The sequence below is a fragment of the Nocardioides oleivorans genome, assembly GCF_004137255.1.
GTDB lineage: Bacteria > Actinomycetota > Actinomycetes > Propionibacteriales > Nocardioidaceae > Nocardioides > Nocardioides oleivorans.
In genome coordinates this window covers 1,249,515-1,272,655 of the sequence record NZ_SDWT01000001.1, presented here as the reverse complement: position 1 = coordinate 1,272,655, position 23,141 = coordinate 1,249,515, and the positions used below count along the sequence as shown (strand labels likewise).

19 protein-coding genes are annotated in these 23,141 nt (G+C 72.5%); 10 read left to right on the top strand and 9 right to left on the bottom strand.

Features of this window, described 5'->3' with window-relative positions; all coding sequences use genetic code 11:
* The first annotated feature begins 4 nt into the window (after nt 1-4).
* Both EUA93_RS06030 and EUA93_RS06025 read left to right on the top strand, forming a co-directional pair.
* Nucleotides 5-2,278, top strand: a complete 2,274-nt coding sequence (locus EUA93_RS06030) for a DUF5682 family protein (RefSeq protein WP_129399307.1) — start codon at nt 5-7, stop codon at nt 2,276-2,278.
* The gene (locus EUA93_RS06025; RefSeq protein WP_165355075.1) at nt 2,262-3,494 is read left to right on the top strand and encodes a VWA domain-containing protein; all 1,233 of its coding nucleotides are present in this window, start codon (nt 2,262-2,264) and stop codon (nt 3,492-3,494) included. The genes EUA93_RS06030 and EUA93_RS06025 overlap by 17 nt, the downstream gene beginning before the upstream one ends.
* A gap of 7 nt (nt 3,495-3,501) precedes the next feature.
* Here EUA93_RS06025 and EUA93_RS06020 read toward each other — a convergent pair whose 3' ends face one another.
* The gene (locus EUA93_RS06020) at nt 3,502-4,140 is read right to left on the bottom strand and encodes a hypothetical protein (protein WP_129399306.1); all 639 of its coding nucleotides are present in this window, start codon (nt 4,138-4,140) and stop codon (nt 3,502-3,504) included.
* 65 nt (nt 4,141-4,205) lie between these two features.
* On the opposite strand from EUA93_RS06020, the gene EUA93_RS06015 reads away from it, so the two are divergent.
* Nucleotides 4,206-4,670: an SRPBCC family protein gene (locus EUA93_RS06015; protein WP_129399305.1), complete on the top strand. Its 465-nt coding sequence runs from the start codon at nt 4,206-4,208 to the stop codon at nt 4,668-4,670.
* A gap of 12 nt (nt 4,671-4,682) precedes the next feature.
* Here the strand turns inward: EUA93_RS06015 and EUA93_RS06010 are convergent, their stop codons facing one another.
* Together EUA93_RS06010 and EUA93_RS06005 are read right to left on the bottom strand one after the other, a co-directional pair.
* Complete coding sequence (locus EUA93_RS06010) at nt 4,683-6,206, bottom strand: SDR family NAD(P)-dependent oxidoreductase (RefSeq protein ID WP_129399304.1); 1,524 nt, start codon at nt 6,204-6,206, stop codon at nt 4,683-4,685.
* Between the two features lie 271 nt (nt 6,207-6,477).
* Entirely contained in the window at nt 6,478-7,128 is a 651-nt protein-coding gene (locus EUA93_RS06005) for a response regulator transcription factor (protein WP_129399303.1), read from the bottom strand.
* Between the two features lie 60 nt (nt 7,129-7,188).
* On the opposite strand from EUA93_RS06005, the gene EUA93_RS06000 reads away from it, so the two are divergent.
* The 4 genes from EUA93_RS06000 to EUA93_RS05985 are packed head-to-tail and all read left to right on the top strand — an operon-like array spanning nt 7,189 to nt 14,247.
* Nucleotides 7,189-8,088 (top strand): ABC transporter ATP-binding protein, encoded by a 900-nt coding sequence (locus tag EUA93_RS06000; RefSeq protein ID WP_242497254.1) that lies wholly within the window; start codon nt 7,189-7,191, stop codon nt 8,086-8,088.
* On the top strand, nt 8,085-8,789 hold the full coding sequence (locus tag EUA93_RS05995) for an ABC transporter ATP-binding protein (RefSeq protein WP_207208611.1): 705 nt from the start codon (nt 8,085-8,087) through the stop codon (nt 8,787-8,789). Before EUA93_RS06000 ends, EUA93_RS05995 begins: the two co-directional genes overlap by 4 nt.
* Entirely contained in the window at nt 8,786-11,167 is a 2,382-nt protein-coding gene (locus tag EUA93_RS05990) for an FtsX-like permease family protein (RefSeq protein ID WP_129399301.1), read from the top strand. Before EUA93_RS05995 ends, EUA93_RS05990 begins: the two co-directional genes overlap by 4 nt.
* Nucleotides 11,167-14,247, top strand: coding sequence for an FtsX-like permease family protein (locus EUA93_RS05985; RefSeq protein WP_129399300.1), 3,081 nt, complete (start codon nt 11,167-11,169; stop codon nt 14,245-14,247). Before EUA93_RS05990 ends, EUA93_RS05985 begins: the two co-directional genes overlap by 1 nt.
* Nucleotides 14,248-14,262: 15 nt before the next feature.
* Here EUA93_RS05985 and EUA93_RS05980 read toward each other — a convergent pair whose 3' ends face one another.
* From EUA93_RS05980 to EUA93_RS05970, 3 genes are all read right to left on the bottom strand, one after another.
* Nucleotides 14,263-15,042, bottom strand: coding sequence for a response regulator transcription factor (locus EUA93_RS05980; RefSeq protein WP_207208610.1), 780 nt, complete (start codon nt 15,040-15,042; stop codon nt 14,263-14,265).
* Nucleotides 15,043-15,326: 284 nt separating this feature from the next.
* Nucleotides 15,327-16,157, bottom strand: coding sequence for a response regulator transcription factor (locus EUA93_RS05975; RefSeq protein WP_129399299.1), 831 nt, complete (start codon nt 16,155-16,157; stop codon nt 15,327-15,329).
* 201 nt (nt 16,158-16,358) lie between these two features.
* A complete protein-coding gene (locus tag EUA93_RS05970; protein WP_129399298.1) occupies nt 16,359-17,264 on the bottom strand; it encodes a GNAT family N-acetyltransferase in 906 nt (301 codons plus the stop codon).
* 93 nt (nt 17,265-17,357) lie between these two features.
* Here EUA93_RS05970 and EUA93_RS05965 point away from each other — a divergent pair, with 93 nt between their 5' ends.
* On the top strand, nt 17,358-19,091 hold the full coding sequence (locus EUA93_RS05965; RefSeq protein WP_242497253.1) for a DEAD/DEAH box helicase: 1,734 nt from the start codon (nt 17,358-17,360) through the stop codon (nt 19,089-19,091).
* Between the two features lie 156 nt (nt 19,092-19,247).
* On the opposite strand, the gene EUA93_RS05960 is transcribed toward EUA93_RS05965, so the two are convergent.
* From EUA93_RS05960 to EUA93_RS22180, 3 genes are all read right to left on the bottom strand, one after another.
* Nucleotides 19,248-19,703 (bottom strand): DoxX family protein, encoded by a 456-nt coding sequence (locus tag EUA93_RS05960; protein WP_129399296.1) that lies wholly within the window; start codon nt 19,701-19,703, stop codon nt 19,248-19,250.
* A gap of 198 nt (nt 19,704-19,901) precedes the next feature.
* On the bottom strand, nt 19,902-20,471 hold the full coding sequence (locus tag EUA93_RS05955; RefSeq protein ID WP_129399295.1) for a YceI family protein: 570 nt from the start codon (nt 20,469-20,471) through the stop codon (nt 19,902-19,904).
* 161 nt (nt 20,472-20,632) lie between these two features.
* Nucleotides 20,633-20,758 carry a hypothetical protein gene (locus EUA93_RS22180; protein WP_275937860.1) on the bottom strand — a complete coding sequence of 42 codons (126 nt, stop codon included), beginning with the start codon at nt 20,756-20,758 and terminating at the stop codon, nt 20,633-20,635.
* Nucleotides 20,759-21,005: 247 nt separating this feature from the next.
* On the opposite strand from EUA93_RS22180, the gene EUA93_RS05950 reads away from it, so the two are divergent.
* Nucleotides 21,006-21,266, top strand: a complete 261-nt coding sequence (locus tag EUA93_RS05950; protein WP_129399294.1) for a hypothetical protein — start codon at nt 21,006-21,008, stop codon at nt 21,264-21,266.
* 11 nt (nt 21,267-21,277) lie between these two features.
* On the top strand, nt 21,278-23,101 hold the full coding sequence (glmS, locus tag EUA93_RS05945; protein WP_129399293.1) for a glutamine--fructose-6-phosphate transaminase (isomerizing): 1,824 nt from the start codon (nt 21,278-21,280) through the stop codon (nt 23,099-23,101).
* Nucleotides 23,102-23,141: the final 40 nt, after the last annotated feature.

The following is a 23,141-nucleotide window of genomic DNA, read 5'->3' as shown; positions in this document are numbered from 1 at the left end:
GACCATGACCGTCGACGTCTACGGCGTACGCCACCACGGACCCGGGTCGGCCCGGGCCGTGCTCGGCGCCCTCGAGCAGCAGCCGCCCGACCTGGTGCTGGTCGAGGGCTGCCCCGAGCTGGACGCCATCGTGGACCTCCTCGGGCACCCCGACATGGTGCCGCCGGTCGCCGGGCTGGTGTACGCCGTCGACGAGCCGAGGCTGGCGACGTTCTACCCGCTCGCCCGCTTCTCGCCGGAGTGGGTCGCGATCCGCTGGGCGCTGTCGCGCGGCGTGCCGGTGCGGTTCCTCGACCTGCCCGCCGCGCACTCGTTCGCCCTGACTGCCGAGGCGCGTGAGCCGACGGAGTCGCCACCCGCACCGCCCGCCGCCCGGCTCGACCCCATCGGCACCCTGGCCGCGTCGGCGGGCTACGACGACGCCGAGCGGTGGTGGGAGGACGCCGTCGAGCAGCGCCACGACTCACCGGCAGAGCGCTTCGACGCGATCCGCGACGCGATGGCCGCGGTCCGCGAGAGCGACACCCGGTCTGCCGACGACCCCGACGTGCTCGACAACGCGCGGCGCGAGGCGTGGATGCGCCGCATCCTGCGGGCCGCGATCAAGGAGGCGCCCCAGGACCGGATCGCGGTCGTGTGCGGGGCGTGGCACGCGCCCGCGCTGGTGCCGGCCGACTTCCCGCCGGTCTCGCGCGACCAGGCGCTGCTGACGAAGCTGCCGCGCACCAAGGTGGCCACCGCGTGGGCGCCGTGGACCGCCGCGCGCCTCAGCTACGCCTCTGGCTACGGAGCCGGTGTCGGAGCGCCGGGGTGGTACCAGCACCTCTTCGACCACATGAGCGGCGACGACCCGGACCCGCGCGACCTGGCGACCTCGTGGCTGGTCCGGGTCGCGCGCACGCTGCGCGAGGAGTCGCTCGACGCGTCGACGGCGTCGGTGGTCGAGGCGGCCCGCTTGGCCGAGACCCTGGCCACCGTGCGCTGGCGCCCGTCCGTCGGGCTGAGCGAGCTCGACGACGCCGCCCAGACCGTGCTGTGCGAGGGGTCGCGGCTCCCGCTCGACCTGGTCCACGAGCGCCTCGTCGTGGGCCAGGCACTCGGCACCGTCCCCGAGTCGGCGCCGATCGTCCCGCTGGCCGCCGACCTGGCCCGCCAGCAGCGCACCCTCAAGCTCAGGCCGACCGCGTCGGTGCGGCAGGTCGACCTCGACCTGCGTCGCGAGTCGCAGCTCGCGCGCTCGGTCCTGCTGCACCGCCTCGTGCTCCTCGGCGTCCGGTGGGGCGAGCCCGCCGACACCGGCCGCACCACCGGCACCTTCAAGGAGAGCTGGAGCCTCGAGTGGCGACCCGAGCTCGCCGTCGACCTCGTCGAGGCCGGCATCTGGGGCACGACCGTCGCCGCGGCCGCCGCCGCCCGGGCCGCCGACCGGGCCGAGAAGGCGGCCGACCTCGCCGACCTCGCCGCCCTGGTCAGTGCCTGCCTCACCGCCGACCTCCCCGACGGCATCGGCGCCGTGCTCGACGCCCTCGACGCACGGGCCGCGGTGCAGCACGACGTACCCGCCCTGCTGGCCACCGTCGAGCCGCTGGCCCGCACCTGCCGCTACGGAGACGTGCGCGGCGTGGACACCGCCCGGGTGCACACGGTGCTCGGGGCCACGGTCCTCCGCGCGTGCGTCGGGCTCCCGATGGCCTGCGCGAGCCTCGACGAGGAGTCCGCCGAGGTCATGGTGAAGGCGGTCGCGAGCGCCCAGCGCGGCCTGGCGCTGCTGGCCGACGACGACCTCGACCGGGCGTGGGCGGAGGCGATGGAGTCGGTGTCGGCGCCCGAGCACGTCGCGGGTGGCGTGGCCGGCCGGGCCACCCGGATCCTGCTCGACGGCGGACACATCGACTCCGACACCGCGGCGCACCGGATGGGCCGACGGCTCTCGCTCGCCGCACCGGCGCCGCAGGCAGCCGCCTGGCTGGCCGGCTTCCTGGCGGGCGACGCCGTCCTGCTGGTGCACGACCCGGTGCTGCTCGGACTCGTGGACGAGTGGATCGACGGGCTCGACGAGACGACGTTCGAGGACCTGCTCCCGCTGGTGCGACGCACGTTCTCGGAGTTCAGCCGTGCTGAGCGGCGCACGATCGGTGAGCAGGTCTCCCGCCTCGGCCGCCCCGACGAGCGTCCCGCAGGCACGTCCGACCTCGACCTGGAGCAGGCCGCACCGGCCCTGCACGCGGTGGCCCGGCTGATCGGCTGGAAGGTGGTGGCCCGTGACGGAGCAGCCTGACGCGGACGACGTGGACGGCGTGGAGCCGTCCGACCTCGGCGCCGGCCGGGGGCGGCTGGTGCGGTGGCGACTGGTGCTGGGCGGCGACGAGGCCGACGGCCTGGCCGGCACCGACGGGCAGGGCGTCACGCTCAGCGACACCGACCAGCGTCGCGACGCCGCCCTCGACGCCCTCTACGACGGCGACCGCAAGGCCGGCCTCGGCAGCTCGGCGCCCCGGGTCTCGCGCTGGCTCGGTGACATCCGCACCTACTTCCCGTCCTCGGTCGTCCAGGTCATGCAGGGTGACGCGATGGACCGGCTGGGCCTGCGCCAGATGCTCCTCGAGCCCGAGATGATGCGCGCGGTCCAGCCCGATGTGGGGCTCGTCAGCACGCTGATCGGCCTGGGCCGGGTGATCCCGGAGCACTCGCGCGAGACCGCCCGCGCGGTCGTACGCCGGGTGACCGACGAGCTCGAGGAGCGGCTGCGGCAGCGGACGGTGCAGGCCGTGACGGGCGCGCTCGACCGGTCCGCCCGCACGCGCCGGCCGCGGTGGCGCGACGTCGACTGGCGACGCACCGTGGCGGCCAACCTCAAGCACTACCTGCCCGAGCACCGCACGATCGTGCCCGAGCGCCTGGTCGGCTACGCCCGGCGCTCCACCCAGGTGGAGCGGCAGATCATCCTCTGCATCGACCAGTCGGGCTCGATGGCGGAGTCGATCGTCTACAGCTCGGTCTTCGGCGCGGTGCTGGCATCGATCCGCTCCGTCGAGACCCGGATGGTGGTGTTCGACACCGAGGTCGTCGACCTGACCGACGAGATCGACGACCCCGTCGACGTCCTCTTCGGCGTGCAGCTCGGCGGCGGCACCGACATCAACCGGGCGCTGGCCTACTGCCAGGGCAGGATCACCCAGCCGACCGACACCGTGCTGGTGCTGATCAGCGACCTCTACGAGGGCGGGATCGCCGAAGAGATGATCCGTCGTGCCCGCTCGGTGGTCGACTCGGGCGCGACGATGATCGCCCTGCTCGCGCTGAGCGACTCGGGCCAGCCGTCGTTCGACTCCGACCACGCGGCGGCGCTGGCCGCCATCGGGGTGCCGTCGTTCGCCTGCACGCCGGACCTGTTCCCCGACCTGATGGCCGCCGCCATCGAGCGCCGCGACATCGGGGAGTGGGCGGCGAGCAACGACGTCGTCACCACCCACGAGACGGCCGCGCCGTCCTGAGGGCCGGTCAGGCCTCCCACGCGGGACCGGTGCCACCCAGGCGCTCGACCAGCCGCCGGCCGACGAACCCGGCGTTCGCCCGGCGTACGTCCTCGGGCACCTCCGGGAGGTTCTCCTCCCAGTCGAGCAGCGGTGAGCCGCGCAGCTGGGACATCCGCGCGGGGCGGCCGAAGAAGAACGGGTGGGCGTGCGCGCCACCGTCGCCGTAGCGACCCATGTGGCAGCGTCCGACGCTCGGCAGCTCCTCGACGGCCGCGGTGATCGCGACGATGAGCCGCCCCATCTCGGCGGCGAGGTCGTCAGGGAGGTCGGCGATGTCGTGGTGGGCCCGCGGCTTGAGGATCAGCGTGACGGGGAGCTTCATGGCGACCTCGGAGACGAGCCAGCGCTCGTTGCTCCAGGCGACCCGGGCGTCCTGCTCGGGCGTGGCCGGAGCCTGGCAGGGACAGTCGGCGGGGTCCTCGCCGACCCGGTCGGGCTCGACATCCGACAGCGGCTCCAGCGGCTTGATCCGCAGCCCGTCGAGCTCGTAGGGGTAGATGAACCAGCCGGGCATCTCCTCGACCGCCACGGCCAGGCGACCCTCGTCGTCGGTCGCCGCGGCGACCCTGGCGTAGTAGTCCTCGATCGACTCCGGCTCGCTCATGGACGCAGTCTCCACCACCCCTAGTGGGGTTGTCTCCCCGTGGGGCGCGGGGCACCGTCGAGGACATGACCGACGACAAGATCACCGTCCAGCGCACGATCGGCGCGTCGAGCGACGCCGTCTTCGACGTGCTCAGCAACCCCGAGCGGCACGCGGAGCTCGACGGCTCGGGCTTCGTGATCGGCGACGAGAAGTCCGACCGGATCCAGGGGACCGGCGACGTCTTCACGATGAACATGACCGGCCCGCACATGGGCGGCGACTACCAGACCGACAACCACGTCACCGGCTTCGCGCAGAACCACCTGATCGCCTGGCAGACCGCCCCCGCCGGGCAGGAGCCCCCCGGCTGGCAGTGGGTGTGGGAGCTGGAGTCCGTGGGCTCGGACTCGACCAACGTGACGCTCACCTACGACTGGAGCAACGTCACCGACCCCGACCTGCTCAAGCAGATCAGCTTCCCGCTGGTGAGCCAGCAGCAGCTCGAGACCAGCCTCGACAACCTGGGCCAGGCCGTCACCGGTTCCTGACCGTCGCCCCCGTCACCAGGGGGCGGGCTGGTAGTCCTTCAGGAAGCAGCCGTAGACGTCCTCGCCCCGCTCGCCGAGCACGATCGGGTCGTAGACGCGTGCCGCTCCGTCGACCAGGTCGAGCGGTGCGTGCCAGCCCTCGGCGGCGATCCGCAGCTTCTCGTGGTGCGGACGCTCGTCGGTGATCCAGCCGGTGTCGACGGCCGTCATCAGGATGCTGTCGGTCTCGAACATCTCGCCCGACGAGGTCCGCGTCATCATGTTGAGCGCGGCCTTGGCCATGTTGGTGTGCGGGTGGCCGGCGCCCTTGTAGCGACGGCCGCCGAACTGACCCTCCATGGCCGAGACGTTGACGATGTAGGCACGGCGGGCGCCGTTCTGCACCGCCGCCCGCATCGCCGGGCGCAGCCGGGAGTTGATCAGGAACGGCGCGATCGAGTTGCAGAACTGCACCTCGAGCAGCTCCAGCGGGTCGACCTCGTCGAGGACCTGGGTCCACGAGTTGTTGTCCTGGATGTCCGGGATCAGGCCACCGGCGTCGATGGCCGTGCCCGCGAGGTGCGCGTCCAGCGAGGCGCCGCCCGCCTTGAGGGCGAGGGCGGTCAGCGACGCGGCGTTGTGCATGGCGAGCGCGTGCTCGGCCGACTCGCCGTCGTGGTGCGCGACCGCGGTCGAGGACAGGGCACCGGCGATCGCCGCGGGGTGCGCCTCGGAGATCCGGTCGAAGGTGACCATCTCCGGCAGCGCGGCCACCCCCAGGGACTCCGCGGTCGGCAGCGGGGCGTTCTCGCCGTCGATCAGGTGGGAGTAGGCCCCCGGCAGCCGGCGTACGGTCTGGCACGCGTTGTTGACGATGATGTCGAGCGGGCCGTCGGCCGCGACGTCGTCGGTCAGGGAGATGACCTGGGTCGGGTCGCGCAGGTCGATGCCGACGACCTTGAGCCGGTGGATCCAGTCGGCCGAGTCCTCCATCGCGGCGAACCGCCGCACCGCGTCCTTGGGGAAGCGCGTCGTGATCGTCGTGTGCGCACCGTCGCGCAGGAGTCGCAGCGCGATGTACATCCCGATCTTCGAGCGACCGCCGGTGAGCAGCGCACGCTTCCCGGTGAGGTCGGTGCGCTGGTCGCGCTTGGCGTGGCTCATCGCCGCGCAGCTCGGGCAGAGCCAGTGGTAGAACGCGTCGACGAGGGTGAAGTCCTGCTTGCAGATGTAGCAACCGCGCGCGGTGATGAGCTCGCCGGCGAAGGCACCCGCGGCGTTCGAGACCAGTGGGATGCCGGCGGTCTCGTCGTCGATCCGCATCGGTGACCCGGTCGCGGTCTGCTCGATGATCGCCCGGTCGTGCGCGAGCTCGGCAGCGCGCTTGGCGAGCTTCCGCTCGGACTTGATCGCCTTGTACATGTGGGAGGCCGCACGCTTCACGGTGACGTGGTCCGGGTGGTCGCCCGGCAGGTGGTGGAGGTCCCTCAGCACCCGCAGGGTCGTCGCCAGGTCGTCGGGGTCGATCCCGGCGGGCGGGGGCTGCTGCTCACTCACCGGAGAAGGGTAAGTGCCGCGCGGCGGTCACCGGATATCCGGGGAATCCCCCGCTTGTCGGCCCAGATCTGGGGGGCGAAGCGTGAGTCTCACCGGATATCCGGTGACTCCCGACGAGGCCTCAGCGCCACATCGAGCGGAACGAGCGCGCGAACCACCGTCGCCGGAGGCGGCGGGCACGCGGCCGAGCGGCTCGCCGCCGTACGTCACCTCGGTGGCGGTGCCGTGGCCCGGCCAGGCTGCGCGGGGCCTGCCCGAAGCTGCTCGGCAGTCACCCCTCGCGAGCAGGCGAGCCGTTGATCCGGACCCGGTCGGCACGCATGCCGTGCTCGACGCCCCAGAGCACGGCCTTGGAGCGGGAGTCGACGTCGATCTTGCGGTAGGCCGAGCGGATGTAGGACTTGATCGAGTTGAGCGAGAGGAGCGTGCGCTCGGCGATCTCCTGGTTGCTCAGGCCCATCGTGATGAGGGACAGCACCTCGGCCTCGCGGGCGGTCAGGCCCTCCTCGCGCCCGGGCCAGTCGCCGCCGACGAGCGAGGAGCGTCCGCGCGAGGGCGACACGACGGTCTGGCCTGCGGCGATCGCGTGGAGCGCCTCGACCAGGCGGGCGGCGGGCAGGCTCTTGGAGAGGTAGCCCTTCACGCCGAGCTCGAGGGTGTCGCGGGTCAGCCACGGCTGGAAGTTCCACGTGTAGACCGCGACCTGGCGCACCGCCGGGCTCGCGACGAGCTTCGCCACGGCCGTGCCGTTGCCCTGCCCCATGCCGAACGTGTCGTAGAGGGCGACGTCGACGGGGTGGGCCACCTGCTTGCCCGCGATGAGCTCGACGACCTCCACGCGGTGGTTGTAGCTGCGCAGCATCGCGTCGAGGCCACGGACCACGACCTCGTCGTCGTTGACCAGCGCCACTCGGATCACCATGCGCTCAAGGTACTGCTACTTATGTATGTTGAAGCCCTTGTCGGGCAGAGAGGGCGGGACGTGCGGCTGAGCCGGACAGAGCTGGGCACGACGGTCGAGGAGACCCGTGCAGGGGGACTCGGCATCCGGTGCGAGGGAGTCGTCCACCTCTACAAGACCTTCGGGGGCCACGACGTCGTCGCGCTGCGCGGCGTCGACCTCACGATCCGCCCGGGTGAGCGCGTCGCGTTCCTCGGACCGAGCGGGTCCGGCAAGTCGACGCTGCTCGCGCTGCTCGGCGGGATCCAGAAGCCGAGCGCCGGCAAGATCTACCTCGGCGACGAGGAGGTCTCCCGGATGGGCGAGCGCTTCCTCGCCCGGATCCGCTCGCGCCAGGTCTCCACGATGCTCCAGGGTGCGACCCGCAACCTCCTGCCCTACGCCACCGCGCGCCAGAACATCGCCTTCGCCCGGCTCTCGCTCTCCACCGGCGAGCGCAACGAGGCCATCCAGGACGTCGAGCTCCTCGACCGCGTTGGCCTCGTCGACCAGGCCGACCAGGTCGTCTCCACGATGTCGGGCGGCCAGCGCCAGCGCCTCGCGCTCGCGTGCGCCGTATCGACCGCCCCCCGGCTGCTGCTCGCCGACGAGCCGACCAGCCAGCTCAGCCACGCCGACCGCGACCACGTGCTCCACCTCATCCACTCGCTCGGCGACGACTTCGGCACCACGATCGTCGTCGTCACCCACCAGCCCGAGGTCGCCGCGACCTTCCCGCGGACGATCACGATGAAGGGTGGTCGGGTCGGGGCCGAGGGCCACGGCGGGTCGGAGTACGCCGTCGTGGGCGAGGACGGCGTCCTGCACCTCCCCGGGCACATCGCCGCCGAGTGGCCGCCCGGCACGCTCGTGCGCTTCGAGGACGACGAGCAGGGTCGCATCATCGTCACCCGCGCCAGCGGCGAAGGAGCCCCGCAGTGAGCCACCGCGCCGACCTCGCGCCGGAGCCCGGCACGGCCCCCGGGACCGCACTGCGCCTCGACCACATCACCTACGTCGCCGGCCGCACGCTGCTCGACGACGTCAGCGTGAGCTTCCCGGCGGGCAAGGTCACCGCGCTGTCCGGTCCGAGCGGCTCCGGCAAGACCACGCTGCTCTCCATCGCCGGCGGCCTGCTGCAGGCGACGTCCGGCACGGCCGAGCTCGGGAGCGGGCCGGACGGGCAGGGCGGGCAGGACATGTGGACCGGCAGCGGCGACCCGCGCCCCGAGGTCGCGTTCGTCCTCCAGGTCTACGGCCTGGTCCCGATCCTCTCCGCGCGCGAGAACGTCTCCATCGCGCTCCGCGCCCGGGGCGCCTCGCCCGCCGACGCCGACGAGGCGGCCGAGGCCGCGCTCGCCCGCTTCGGCATCGCCGACCTCGGCGAGCGACAGGTCGAGGAGCTCTCCGGCGGCCAGATGCAGCGCGTGGCCTGTGCCCGCGGCTTCGTGGTCGGCGCGGGCGTGCTGCTCGCCGACGAGCCCACCTCCGAGCTCGACGAGGGCAACCGGGGCGTCGTGCTCGCCGAGCTCCGCGAGGAGGCGGCCCGCGGTGCGGTGGTGGTCGTCGCGACCCACGACCCCGCCGTCGTCGAGGCCTGTGACCTCCACATCGCCCTCGACGAGGGCCGGGTCGTGCAGTGAGTCGTGTCCTCCGCGGCATCTGGAGCCGGCGAGGGGCGCTGACGACCCTGGTCCTGATGACCCTGGTGGTCGTCGCGGGCGCGGTCACGGTGCTCCAGTTCGCCGACGCGGCCGGCACGTCGCGGTGGCTCGCCGCGCCGCTGCTCCTCCTCGGCGCGGTCGCCGTGCCGAGCATCGGCGCCGAGCTCGCGGTCGCGCGCCGCGAGGAGATCGGCCTGGCCCGGCTCCGCGGCATACACGGCCCGCGCCTGTGGCGCTTCCTGCTGGTGGAGCCGCTGCTCGCGATCGTGGTCGGTACGACGCTCGGGCTGGCGATGGGTGCCCTCGGCACCGTCGTCGCCTCCCGCACCTGGCTCGACGAGGCCGCGCCCGCACTCCAGCAGCCCGCGGTGCTGACGGCCCTGGGGATCGCCGCGGCCGGACTGGTCATCGTCGGACTCTCCGCGGGGGCCGCGCTGCGCGAGCCGCTGGCCGTCCAGGTCGCCGCGCGCCGTCGACCGCGGCGCGCGACCACCCTGGCCGTCTTCCTGAGCGTGCTGGTGCTCGTCGGCGCCGGCGTGGCGGCGTACCGCAGCAGCCGGGCCGACGGCGACCCCGACCTCGTCGTCCTGCTCGGACCCGCGCTCGTCGGCCTGGCGCTGGGCCAGGTCGCGATCTGGGTCGTCCGGGTCGCCGCCCGCGGGCTCACCCCGGCCACCGAGCGACGGGGCCTCGGAGCCTTCCTCGCCGCCCGGCGTCTCGCCCGGGCCGACGACCTGGTCACCCCGATCCGGCTCGTCGTCGCGGCCGCGGTCGTCGGTGCGCTCGCCCTCAGCGGCTCCGTCGCGGTGAGCGGATGGACCCGCGAGCAGGCCGCCGTCGACGTCCCCGGCGCGCGCACGATCGTCGCCACGCCGCTGGGGGCGATGGGCGCCCTCGAGCTCACCGAGCGCGTCGACCCCGAGGGCGACCACCTGATCGCCACCGCGATCGTGCCCAACGAGGAACGCCTCGCCGAGCGCAGGGCCTACGTCGACGCCGGTCGCTGGGACGCGGTCGTCGGCGACTTCTACGACGGCACGCCCGCCCGCGCGGGCTCCGACGCGATCGACGAGCTGCACACCGGCGTACGACCCGTCCAGGTCACCGGTGACCGGCTGACCGTGGACGCGACGGCGCTGGAGCTCCCGCCCGCACAGGTCTTCACCAACCCCGACGGCACGGAGGTCCGCGCGCCCGGCGGCAACGGGTTCGTCGTCAACGTCTCCTACATCACCAGCGCCAACTCGTCCGGCACCGCCAGCGTCACCGTCGACCTGCCCCGCGAGGGCGCGCGGGCGACCGGTTCGACCCGGGTCCGCGACTGCCGCGACGGCTGCGCCATCACCGGCCTGGAGGTGTCGCGCGACCTGAGCGGCGTCTACGCCGTCGAGCGCTTCCGGGTGCTCGCCTCGCGGATCCTCTTCGGCGACCACGACCTCACCGACGACGTGTGGGTGCCCGACCCGACGTCGGTCGACGCCGCGCTCGGCGACCGCTACCTCAACCCCGACCTGATCGACCGCGACTTCCTCGTCAACCTCCCCGAGGGCCTGCGGCTCTCGCTGCTCCCGGCCAGCAGCCTGCGGCTGCTCGACAGCGCGCTGCAGGAGCCCGTCCCCGCGCTGGCCACGACCGAGACCGAGTCGCTCGACACCGAGGGCGGGATCGAGGTCCTCGACCTGGGCGGCGACGACCGGACCCCCGACGTGGTCGGCGTCGGCGACGTCCTGCCGCTCGTCGGCTCGGTCGGCGTGGTCAGCGACATCGGCACGTCCGCCGCCGGCTCCGACCCGACCGTGCCGTCGGCCGAGGTCCAGATCGTGGCCGCGGCCGGCACGCCGCAGGCGATGCTCGACGACGTCGCGGCCGCGACCGACGCGCGGTGGCGGACGTTCGACTCCGTCCGCGGCTCGCTCGGCACCCGCTTCGGTGGCGCGCAGTCGGTGGCGTACGCCCTCACCGCGCTCGCCTGTGCGCTCGTCGCCCTGCTCGCTCTCGGCGCCGGGGTCGCGCGCCACCTGCGCGACTACCGCCGCGACGTCGCCTCCCTGCGCGTCCTCGGCGTCTCGGTCGGCACGGTGCGGCGTGCCGGTCGCGCCGAGCTGGTCAGCCTCACGGCGCTCGTGCTCGCCGGCGTCGTCGCCGGCGGCTGGCTCGCCGTCGACCTCCTGCTCGGCGGTCTCCCGCTGCTCGACGTCCCGGTCGCCGGGCTCCGGCTCGACACCGCCCCGCACGTCTGGCCGCTCGCGATCCCGGCGGTCGTCGCCGCCGTCGCGGTCGTGCTGGTCGGAGGGCGCGCGCGTGCCGTCCGGTCCGCGACGACCAGGCCCAGCATCCTGCGAGAGGAGGAGGGCTGATGGTGCAGCTGCTCGGCGCCATCCTCCGCGGCCTGCGCGCCCGCGCCCTCCTGTCGTCCGGGTCGGTGCTGCTCACCGCGCTCGCGATCGGCTCGGCCGTGCTCGGGCCCGTGTTCGCCACCGCGGTCACCAACTCCTACGTCGTCACCCGGCTCGACGAGGCGCCCGCCTCGCTCACCGGGCTGAGCCGGGTCTTCACCCCGGGCAGTGCGATGGGCACCGCGGAGGCGTCCGAGGACGCCGTGTCCGCCACCGACGCGCTCAACGAGGGCCCGTGGGGCACGACCACGGCGACCGTGGAGTCCGAGCGCTTCATGGCGCTGCGCGGTGCCGTGCAGTTCTGGGCGCGCGACGGGGCGTGCGACCTGCTCGACGTCACCGGCCGCTGCCCCGAGAAGCCGGGCGAGGTCCTCATGCTGGCCAAGGCGGCCGAGCAGGCCGGGGCCACCGTCGGCGAGCGCCTGGCCCTCGTCGGCTTCGAGCCGGGCGGGCTCAAGGGCCTCGGGCTGCCCCGACCGCCGCTGCGGACCGTCACCGTCGTCGGCACCTACACGACGCCCACCTCCGACGACCAGTGGCTCGTGCCCGGTCGCCTCACCGTCACCAACGAGGCGGTCAGCGACAAGCCCGGCGGCGGCTACACGCCCTACTCCCCGGGACCGGTCATCACCACGCCCGAGACCATCGAGCAGCTCGGCGACTGGACCGTGCGGGTCGACACCCTCCTCGACGTGCCGCCCGACGTGACGCCCGACGACCTCGCGGTGGCGGCGAGCTCGGCCGCGGCCATCCCGGAGGACACCTCGCTCGAGGTCGAGGGCGGCACGCTCGTCGACGACGGCACCAACGACCTCGCCAGCGTCGTCCAGGAGGTCGAGGACCAGCAGGCCACCGCCCGCAGCTCCATCGCGCCGGCCGTGCTGTCGCTCGTCCTGGTCGCGCTGGCCCTGCTCATGCGGCTGCTCAACGCCGCGAGCGAGCTGCGCGTCCCCGAGCTGGCGCTCGCGTCCCTGCGCGGCGTGACGTCGCGCCGGCTGTGGGGCCTCGGCCTCGCCGAGCCGGTCGCGCTCCTCGTCCTGGCCACCCCGATCGGGGTCGGGCTCGGGATCGGCTTCTCCCTCCTGCTCGTGCGCCAGTGGCTGGTGCCGGGGCTCCCGCTGCCGCTGCCCGCCTCGAGCTGGGTCGCCGCCTCGCTCGTGCTGGTGGCGGCCTTCGCCGTCGCTTGCGTCGCGGTCGGGCTGGTGGTGCGCGAGTCGCTCGCGTCCCAGCTCGCCGGCGTACGACGCCCGGTGGCCGCCCGACGCTGGTCGGTCGTCGCGCAGCTGACGCTCGTCGCGCTGGCCGCGGCGATCCTGGTGAGCAAGCTGTCCGACTCCGGCCAGGGCGACCCCGACGTCACCGACCTGCTGCTCCCGGTGCTGCTCGCGGTGGTGGCCGGTCTCGGCGCCACCCGCCTCACCGCGGCGCTCGCCACCTGGTGGACCCGGCGCTCGCGGGGGAGGTCGCTGAGCGGCTTCGTGTCCTCGCGTGCGATCTCGCGCCGGCAGGAGGGCACGCTCGTGATCCTGCCGATCACCGCCGCCATCGCGGTGGCGGTCTTCGGCGCGGGCGTCTACTCGTCGGCCGCCGACTGGCGCACCAGCGTCGCCGCGACGATCTCGCCGGCCGACACCACGTGGCACTCGCCGGTGAGCTTCGCCGAGACCCTCGAGCTGACCCGACGGATCGACCCCGAGGGCCAGTGGGTGATGGCCGCGGGATCGGTGCTCAACCCCGGCGCGCACTTCTCCGTGGTCGACAGCAGCCGGCTCGCCACCGTCGCGACCTGGCCGCCGACGTGGAGCCCGGGCCTGGACGTGGAGGAGGTCGTCGACGAGATCAGGCCGCCGGGCACGGTCCCGACCTTCGACGGCAGGCGGATCTCGGTCACCGTCGACAACCAGGTCGAGTCCGACCGGCCGCTCGCCCTCGAGGTGCGCTTCGGGCGTCGCGACGGCATCCCGCTCAAGGTCTACCTCGGCCCCTACGCCCGTGGTGAGTCGACCAGCTCCGCGAAGGTGCCGTGGTGCGGCGAGGTGCCCTGCCCGATCGAGGGCATGACCCTCGGCGGCGGGGCCGGCACCAACACCGCGATGTCCGGCACGGCCACGATCACCGCGATCGACGCCGACGGCGAGCCGGTCGACGGAGCCCTCGCCGGGGCCGACTGGGTGCCCACCCCCGACCCGGCCGTGCGCAGTGCGATCACCGGACTCGACGTGACCGACGCCGGGATCGACCTCGACCTCGACACCGGGGACTCGGTCGGCATGGCGCGCCTCACCGCCGGCGGCATCGTCGAGCGGCGACCCGCCCTCGAGGGCCCGAAGGTCCAGCAGACCGCGCTCGCCAAGCTCGACGAGGGCTTCGGGCTCATCCGTGTCGACCCCGTGGGCGAGATCGAGGGCATGCCGTTCGTCGGGCCGTCGGGCCTGCTCGTCGACTACTCGTCGTTCATCACCGACCGTCCCGTCTACAACAGCAACCTCGACACCCGCGTCCTCCAGCGCGCCGGTGCTCCCGCCGACGTCACCGAGGCGCTGTCGGCGGCCGGGTTGAGCGTCGAGTCGACGCTGGCCGGCGAGCGGCACGTGCTCGACCAGACGGCGTACGCCCTCGCGCTGCGGCTCTACGGAGTCGTCGCGGCGCTCGTGCTGGTGATGGCGCTGGCCGGCCTGTTCGTCAGCGCGGCCGTGCAGCTGCCGGCCCGGCGACGCGACGCCGCCGCCCTGCGGGTGGTCGGCGTACCCCGGTCGTCGGTCATGGTGGCGGTCGTGCGCGAGCTCGCCGTCGTGCTCGGCAGTGCCGCGATCGCGGGCATCCTGGCCGGCTCGCTGGCGCAGTACGTCGTCCTCCGCACCATCACGCTCGGCTACGCCGAGGGGCTGGCGACCCCTGCCCTCGTGGCGACGATCTCGCCCGTTCGCCTCGTGGTGCTGGCGCTGCTCGCCGCCGCGGTGTTCGGCGCGGTGGCCCTGGTCAGCGCGTCGATGACCGTGCGCGGAGCGCGCGGGTCGACCCTGCGGGAGTCCGCCCGCTGATCCGGTCCCGTGGGGTCAGGGACAGCAGGGGTCGAAGCGGAAGCCCACACCGCGGATCGTGCGGATCCACCCGTTGTCGGGTGCGGCGTTGCGGAGCTTGCGGCGCAGGTTGGCCAGGTGCACGTCGACGACGTGGGTGCTGTCGGGGACGAACTCGGTGGCCCAGACGGCGCGCAGCAGCTCCTCGCGGGGCACCACGACGCCGGAGTTGGCCACGAGGTGCGCGAGCAGGTCGAACTCGGTGCGGGTGAGGTCGATCTCCACGCCCCCGACGAGCACCTCGCGGGCGCCGCGGTTGAGGCTGAGGTGCTCGCACCCGAGGGTGGGCGGAGCAGCGACGGTGACCCCGCCCAGGGACTCGGTCGTGCGCAGCGCGGCCGTGGCCTGGCCCGCGTGGCCGGACTCGCCGACGAGGACCTCGGAGGTGCGCGGACGCCGGAAGAGCGCGGCGACGCGGGCCTGGAGCTCACGCATCGAGAACGGCTTGACGAGGTAGTCGTCGGCTCCGACCTCGAGGCCGATCAGCCGGTCGACCTCGGCCGTGCGGCCGCTGACGACGATGACGTAGCAGTCGCTCACGAGCCGGATCTGGCGACACACCTCGACCCCGTCGATGTCGGGGAGCGAGAGGTCGAGCGTGACCAGGTCGGGTCGGCGCTCGCGGATGACCGTCAGCGCGTCGGCCCCGGTCGAGGCCACGACCACGTCGAAGCCGGCCTGGTCGAGGAGCTTGGAGATGACGTCGCCGACATCGTGGTCGTCCTCGACGACCACGGCAGTGCGTTCCTTCATCATCAGTCAAGCTCCTGTTGACGATCCAACTACCCGGGACCGAAGCAGCCAAACCTTGGACAGGCCACCGATTCCTGACCTGACCGCCGAGGCGGGTCGGACCGGATCGGGCTCGGTATGGGTCCCCACGACCGCCGAGCCACTTCCGATGCTATGCCGTGGCACCACGTCGCGTGGCCGAATCGCCCCTACTGCTGTTCATCCGGGGTTGGCATCCCGGACGTGCCGAGGCGGCACCGGGGCCGCATCCGGTGCGGAACCCGGTGTGGATTCCGCACCGGACCGGCTCAGAAGTCGAGGCCCTTGGCCCAGTCCTCGGAGTCGAAGTGGGCGACCAGGAAGGGCCCACCGCCGGCGCGACGCTCCCGCGGGTCGTCCTCGCGGTCCATCCGGTAGCCGATGCCGCGGATCGTGTGGATCCACGTGGCCGCGGAGTGGCGGCGGAGCTTGCCGCGCAGGTTGGCCACGTGCACGTCCACCAGGTGGTGGTCGTGCGTCAGCGCGCTGCTCCAGATGGCCAGCACCATCTCCTCGCGGGTGCAGACCCGCGACAGGTGCGTGGCGAGGTACTCGAGCACGTCGTACTCGATGCGGGTCAGGTCGACGATCGTGCCGTCGACCTGGACCTCGCGGCGCGCCGAGTTGATGACCAGGCCGGCTCCGCAGCTGATCGTGCTCGGCTCGTCGGCGGGCCGGGCCGGGCTCGGCACGTGCGGCGCCTGCGCGGCCGGCTCCTCCGTGGCAGCGCCCGAGCGCGGCCGGCGGAACAGCGCTGCCACCCGGGCGCGCAGCTCGCGCGGCGAGAACGGCTTGAGCACGAAGTCGTCGGCGCCGACCTCGAGCCCGATGAGCTTGTCGACCTCGTCGGAGCGCGCGGAGACGATGACGATGTAGCAGTCGCTCGTCTCGCGGATCCGGCGGCACACCTCGATGCCGTCCATGTGCGGCAGCGTCAGGTCGAGCGTGACCAGGTCGGGCGGGTCGGAGGCTGCGATCCCCACCGCAGCGCGACCGTCCGGGGCCGATGTGACGCGGAAGCCCGCGCCCTCGAGCGTCTCGACGAGTGCCGAGGAGATGTCTGGATCGTCCTCGACGACCAGGGCATGAAGATCTTGCACGTGTTAACCCCCACTGAAAGTACTGCTTGAGCGGGGACCCCACGTCCCCACCGTGGCGCCGCCCGAGAGGGCGTCGATCGATATTAAGGGCAGGTTCACCGCAATGACAGTGGTGCTACCCCGTGTGAACACCCGGTCTAGACCATCGTCGATTGCGAATTCCACGACGGAAAGCGAGCTCGAGCCGCGCTTTCCGTCGTTTCAGGAAAGGTCGACGGCCCGATTGACCCAGATCGAATCTGTCACCATTCCCACCCGTTCGTAGAGACTCAGTGCCCCCGTCCGCGAGTCGGTGCTGAGCTCCGACGTCGTGGTGCCGTGGTCGCGCGCCCGGGCGAAGGAGTCGACCAGCAGGGCCTGGGCGATCCCGCGGTGGCGGTGGTCGCGCCGCACCGCCAGCCGGTCGACGTACCCCGTCGAGCCGTTGTCGGAGACCAGCACGAGGGAGACGCCGACGACGGCACCGGCAGGGTCGACCACGACGCGGAGGTTCCAGGGCTCGAAGCCGGGACGGCCGAGCGTGGCGGCCTCGAAGTCCTCGAACGGCTCCCGGTCGCGCACCGACCACTCGAGGAACGCGTCCTCGAGCACGTCGTGCGCCGCGCGCAGCTCGCCGGGCTCCGCGGTGCGGACGACGTAGCCCTCCGGCAGGTCGCGCTCGGCGATCGTCGCCCCCTCGGGCAGCTTCAGGACCCAGCTCGTCCAGCGCACCCGGAAGCCGAGCTCCTCGAGCAGCCGGTCGCCGGGCGAGCCCTGCGGCACCGGCATGCCGACGACGCTCGAGCCGACGCTGCGGCCGAGGTCCTGGAGCCAGCCGGCCAGCCAGGTGCCGATCCCGCGACCGCGGTGCGAGGGCAGCACGGAGGTGTCGGCGCGGTCGGCACCCATCAGCTCGGCGTAGGCCACCAGCTCGTCGCCGTCCCACACGCCGACCGACCGAGCGCCGAGGTCGTGGCTGGGCCGCGCCCAGTCACTGACGATGTCGGCCTCCTCGATCTCGACCGTGCCGACGTCCTCCTGCTCCTGTGCGGCCATCAGCACGAAGACCGCGTGCGCGTCGGACGTGCGGAGGGGGCGGGTGGTGAGGCCCGCTGGCAGTTCGACCATGAACGGAGTGTGCTGCCTCACGTGGGGCCCTGTCGCGGGCATTTTCGCGCTCGGGGAATGCCCGTTTCAGGCGTGAAGCCCTACCGTTGTCGGGTGAGTGACGAGCAGCCCGAAGCACCCGAGCAGAACTTCTCCGACCTCGGCCTCGCGCCGGAGGTCCTGAAGGCGCTGGCCGACGTCGGGTACGAGACCCCCTCGCAGATCCAGGCGCTGACCATCCCGCCGCTGCTCGAGGGCCGCCACGTGGTCGGTCTCGCCCAGACCGGCACCGGCAAGACGGCCGCCTTCGCGCTGCCGATCCTGTCGCAGCTCGACATGGACCAGAAGACCCCGCAGGCGCTCGTCCTCGCCCCGACCCGTGAGCTCGCGCTCCAGGTCTCGGAGGCCTTCGAGAAGTACGCCGCCCACATGAAGGGCGTCCGCGTCCTGCCGATCTATGGCGGCCAGGGGTACGGCGTCCAGCTCTCCGCCCTGCGCCGCGGCGTGCACGTCGTCGTCGGCACCCCGGGCCGGATCATGGACCACCTCGAGAAGGGCACGCTCGACCTGAGCGAGCTGCGCTTCCTCGTCCTCGACGAGGCCGACGAGATGCTCAAGATGGGCTTCGCCGAGGACGTCGAGACGATCCTTGCCGACACCCCCGACGACAAGCACGTCGCGCTCTTCTCCGCCACGATGCCGGCCCAGATCCGCCGGATCTCGAAGAAGTACCTCGAGGACCCGGTCGAGATCACCGTCAAGAACAAGACGACGACGTCCTCGACGATCACCCAGCGCTACCTGATCGTGTCCTACCCGCAGAAGGTCGACGCCCTCACCCGCATCCTCGAGGTCGAGAACTTCGAGGGGATGATCGTCTTCGTCCGCACCAAGAACGAGACCGAGACGCTGGCCGAGAAGCTGCGTGCCCGCGGCTACTCCGCGATGGCGATCAACGGCGACGTCGCCCAGGTGCAGCGCGAGCGCACCGTCAACCAGCTCAAGGCCGGCAAGCTCGACATCCTCGTCGCCACCGACGTCGCCGCCCGCGGCCTCGACGTCGAGCGGATCAGCCACGTCGTGAACTACGACATCCCGACCGACACCGAGTCCTACGTCCACCGCATCGGCCGCACCGGTCGTGCGGGCCGCAGCGGCGACTCGATCGCCTTCGTCACGCCGCGCGAGCGCCACCTGCTCCGCGCCATCGAGAAGGCCACCCGCCAGCCGCTCACCCAGATGCAGCTGCCGACCGTCGACGACGTCAACGCCACCCGCCTCTCGCGCTTCGACGACCAGATCACCCAGGCGCTCACCCAGCCCGAGCGCATCGACTTCTTCCGCGACGTGGTCTCGCACTACGTCGAGGAGCACGACGTGCCCGAGGTCGACGTGGCCGCCGCGCTCGCCGCCGTCATGCACGGCGAGCAGCCCCTCCTGCTCGAGCCCGAGCCTGAGCCGCGCCAGCGGTCCTTCGAGGAGCGCTCGACCCACGCCGGCAAGGGCGAGCGGCCGCCGCGGGAGTCGCGCAGCGGCGCGCCGATGGCGGCGTACCGCATCGAGGTCGGCAAGCGGCACAAGGTCGAGCCGCGCCAGATCGTCGGCGCGCTCGCCAACGAGGGCGGCTTGTCGCGCGGCGACTTCGGCTACATCTCGATCAAGCCCGACTTCTCCGTCGTCGAGCTCCCCGCCGACCTGCCCGCCGGCACGCTCGACCGCCTCGCCGGCACCCGCATCTCCGGCAAGCTCATCGAGATCAAGCCGGACAACGGTCCCTTCCGCGGACGGCCCGGTGGCGGTCACAAGGGTGGCTCCGGCGGCTACAAGGGCAAGCGCCCGCGCACCTGAGCTCCTGCTGAGCGGTGAGTGAGCCACATTCTGCGCGCCGAAATGGTGGCTCACTCACCGCTCCTCGGCGGGTCTCCGTACGACACGCCCGTGGGCGGTGCGTGGCCCACGATCGGCGCCTCGGGACTGTGGCTCACTGACCGCCCAGGGTGGCGATCAGGCGCTGACGAGCTCGCGGTCGCTGGTACGACGGCGGGTGAGGAGCGCGTCGACCGAGAGCCGGCCGGGCCCGGTGCCGGCGAGCACCAGGCCGAGGGCGCCGAGCACCATGACGAGCTCGTAGCCTCCCTCGCCGGCGAAGAAGGCGTCGCGGTGGACGAACCACCACGCTCCGGCCATGTTGGCCGCCCACAGCACCCCGACGACGGGGGTGAGGGCGCCGAGCAGGACAAGTACGCCGCCACCGACCTCGATCGAGATCGCGAAGAGCGCCGCGGCGCCCGGGGCCGGGATGCCCATGGCCTCGAAGCCCTCGGCGGTGCCGCCGAGGCCGCCCTGGTCGATCTTCTGCAGGCCGTGGGCCACCATCGTGACGCCGAGGGCGATGCGCCCCACGAGCAGGGCGATGTCGGCAGCGGGGGTGGTGCGGGGATGGATGGTGGGGATGTTCATCGTCTCTACCTCCGAGTGGTTGACGGTTGAACCATGCACGGTAGACAGCGAACGTGAGAGGAACCTGTGAGCCGCGACGAGCGGTCGGACCCGGGCGCCGAAGCGAAGTGAAATGACGCCGAGCCGGCGCATCTGCACCGTGCGGGGTGCAGATGCGCCGGCTCGACGCGGTTCAGCGGCGCAGGCGCGCCGACTCGATCAGGCGCTCTTGATGGCCGAGACGTCGAACTCGAGCTTGATCTTCTCGGAGACGAGGACGCCGCCGGTCTCGAGCGCGGCGTTCCAGGTGAGGCCCCAGTCCTTGCGGTTGATGGTGGTCTCGCCCTCGAAGCCGACGCGGGTGTTGCCGAAGGGGTCGACGGCCGAGCCGGTCTGCTCGAACTCGATCGTGACGGGCTTGGTCACGTCCTTGATCGTCAGGTCGCCGGTGATGGTCCAGTCGGAGCCCGACCGGGAGACCTCGGTGGAGGAGAAGGTGATCGCCGGGTAGGTCTCGGCGTCGAAGAAGTCGGCGGACTTGAGGTGGCCGTCGCGGTCGGCGGTGCCGGAGTCGATCGAGGCGACGTCGATCGACAGGTCGACCTTGGAGCTCGACGGGGTGGCCTCGTCGATCTTCGCGGTGCCGCTGAAGGCGGTGAACTGGCCGCGGACCTTGGTGACCATCGCGTGGCGCGCGACGAAGCCGAGGCGGCTGTGCGTCACGTCGAGGGCGTAGTCACCGGAGATGTCGTCGATGGCGGTGGTGGGGGCGTCGAAGGCGCTGGACATGGAGGCTCCTGAGGTGTCGGGTTGTTGATCCAAGATTCAACCAAACGAACGTACACCGTCCGCGGATCATTCCCCAGCGGCGAGAGGAATTTCCTCGCACACCGGACGTGCATCGAGCCGCGCCCCCGGCGGGGACGCGGCTCGTGCGCTGGGACCTGTGCTCAGGCTGCCTGGGACTGGGCAGCGCCGGCGATCGACCAGTGTGCCTCCATGCGGGTGCGACCCGACGCATCCGTGACGGCGACCCAGGTGCAGACCGGCACGCCGGACATCGTGTGCTTGCTCATGTGACACCTTCCGTTCACCTTCTGTTCACTCAAGATAGCACATCCCCACCTGCGCACACCACGTTCGCTCGGCCAGGCCGAACTTCCCCCACATCGGGTCCTTCTGACCACCAGAGGCGGGATCTGCACCCCACTTGTGGTGCGTGGGACGGAGGGACACGTGCTGCGCGCAGGCCGAGGTACCGGGTTCTGCCCGAAATCGGGCAGGAACTTGGCATTCGATGAGCCGAGGCGCACCATCTGACGTGTGCCGGACCCCGCGCTCGTGAACCACGTCGTCGCCACCACCTCGCTCACCCCGGGCGAGGCGGCACGTGTGATCGACGACGTGATCGCCTTCCACGCCCAGGGCGTGGAGGACTACGTGCGGGCCCGGCACGCCCACCTCAAGACCTACGGCGCAAAGAACCCCGAGATCTTCGCCCGCATCGCCGAGGAGCTCGGCGAGCGCGTGGTCGCGGCGCCCGAGCTCAGCGAGCGCCAGCTGCGCCGGATCATCTACGGATAGGAACGTCCACCATGTGCGGAATCGTCGGCTACATCGGCCGCCAGGACGCGGCCCCGCTCGTCCTCGAAGGCCTCACCCGGCTCGAGCACCGCGGCTACGACTCGGCCGGCGTCGCCGTGCTGGGCGCCCGCGGCCTCCGGGTCGCCAAGCAGGCCGGCCGGGTCCGGGACCTGACGGCCGACCTCCCCAAGCGCTTCACCGGGTCCACGGGGATCGGCCACACCCGCTGGGCGACCCACGGGCCGGCCAACGACGTCAACGCCCACCCGCACACCGACGAGTCGGGCCGGGTCGCAGTCGTGCACAACGGGATCATCGACAACGCCGCTGCTCTCCGCGGTGAGCTCACCGACGCCGGCACCACCCTGGTCAGCGACACCGACACCGAGGTGCTCGCCCACCTCGTCGCCCGCAGCGACGCCGACACCCTCGAGGGCAAGGTCCGAGACGCGCTGGCGGCGGTCGTCGGGACGTACGGCCTCGCGGTCCTGCACGCCGACTTCCCCGACCGCATCGTCGTGGCCCGCAACGGCAGCCCGCTGGTCGTCGGCGTCGGGGACAAGGAGATGTACGTCGCCTCCGACCTGGCCGCGATCGTGCGCCACACGACGACCGTGGCGATGCTCGACGACGGCGAGATGGCGACCGTGACGGCGGCCGGCTTCCACACGATGCGCCACTCCGACCTGATCCACACCGGCAAGACGGCGAGCGAGGTCGACATCGACGCGTCGGCCTATGACGCCGGCGACCACGAGTCCTACATGCGCAAGGAGATCCTCGAGCAGCCCACGACCGCGCAGGCGGTGCTCCGCGGACGCCTCGACGACCGCTTCGGCACCGCCCACCTCGGTGGCCTCGACATGGACGCCCGCGACCTCCGCGCCGTGCGGCGGGTGAAGATCCTCGGCTGCGGCTCGGCCTACTACGTGGGCCAGATGGGGGCCGCGCTCATCGAGGAGCTCGCCCGGATCCCCGCCGACGCCGAGGCCGCCAGCGAGTTCCGCTACCGCGACCCGGTCATCGAGCCGGACACGCTCTACGTGGCCGTCAGCCAGTCCGGCGAGACCATCGACACCCTGCTCGCCGTCCAGGAGGTGCGCCGAAAGGGTGGCCGCTGCGTCGGCCTGGTCAACGTCGTCGGCTCGGCCATCGCCCGCGAGTGCGACGGCGGCATCTACCTGCACGCCGGACCCGAGGTCGCGGTCGCGAGCACCAAGGCGCTGACCAACATGTTCCTCGCCTTCGCCCTCCTCGCGCTCCAGCTCGGCCGGGTGCGCGACCTCTCGATCGCCGACGGCAAGCGACTGGTCGCGGGCCTCGAGCGGCTGCCCGCGCAGATCGAGGAGGTCCTCGCGATCGAGGACGACCTCGTCGAGGTGGCGCACTCGCTCGCGGAGGCCCAGAGCCTGTTCTTCATCGGCCGGGTGCGTGGCTTCCCGGTCGCGCGAGAGGGGGCCCAGAAGTTCAAGGAGATCAGCTACCGCCACGCCGAGGCCTACCAGACCTCCGAGCTCAAGCACGGCCCGCTCGCGCTGATCGACCCCGGCGTGCCGACGGTCGCGCTGGTGCCGCACGACGAGCTCACCGAGCGCAACATCGGGGCGCTGCACGAGATCGCGGCGCGCTCCGGGCCGCTCGTCGTGGTCACCCACGAGGAGGTGGACCTCGGCGGGATCGACGCCCGCCGGGTCGTCGTGCCCCGCAACGAGCCGGAGCTCGACCCGATCCTCCTGACCATCCCGCTGCAGCTGCTGGCCTACCACGCCGCGCAGCACCTCGGCCACGACATCGACAAGCCGCGCAACCTCGCGAAGTCCGTCACGGTCGAGTAGGCGCGAGGGTTCGTCCGGCCGGGGGTTCCGTCCGCGGAGC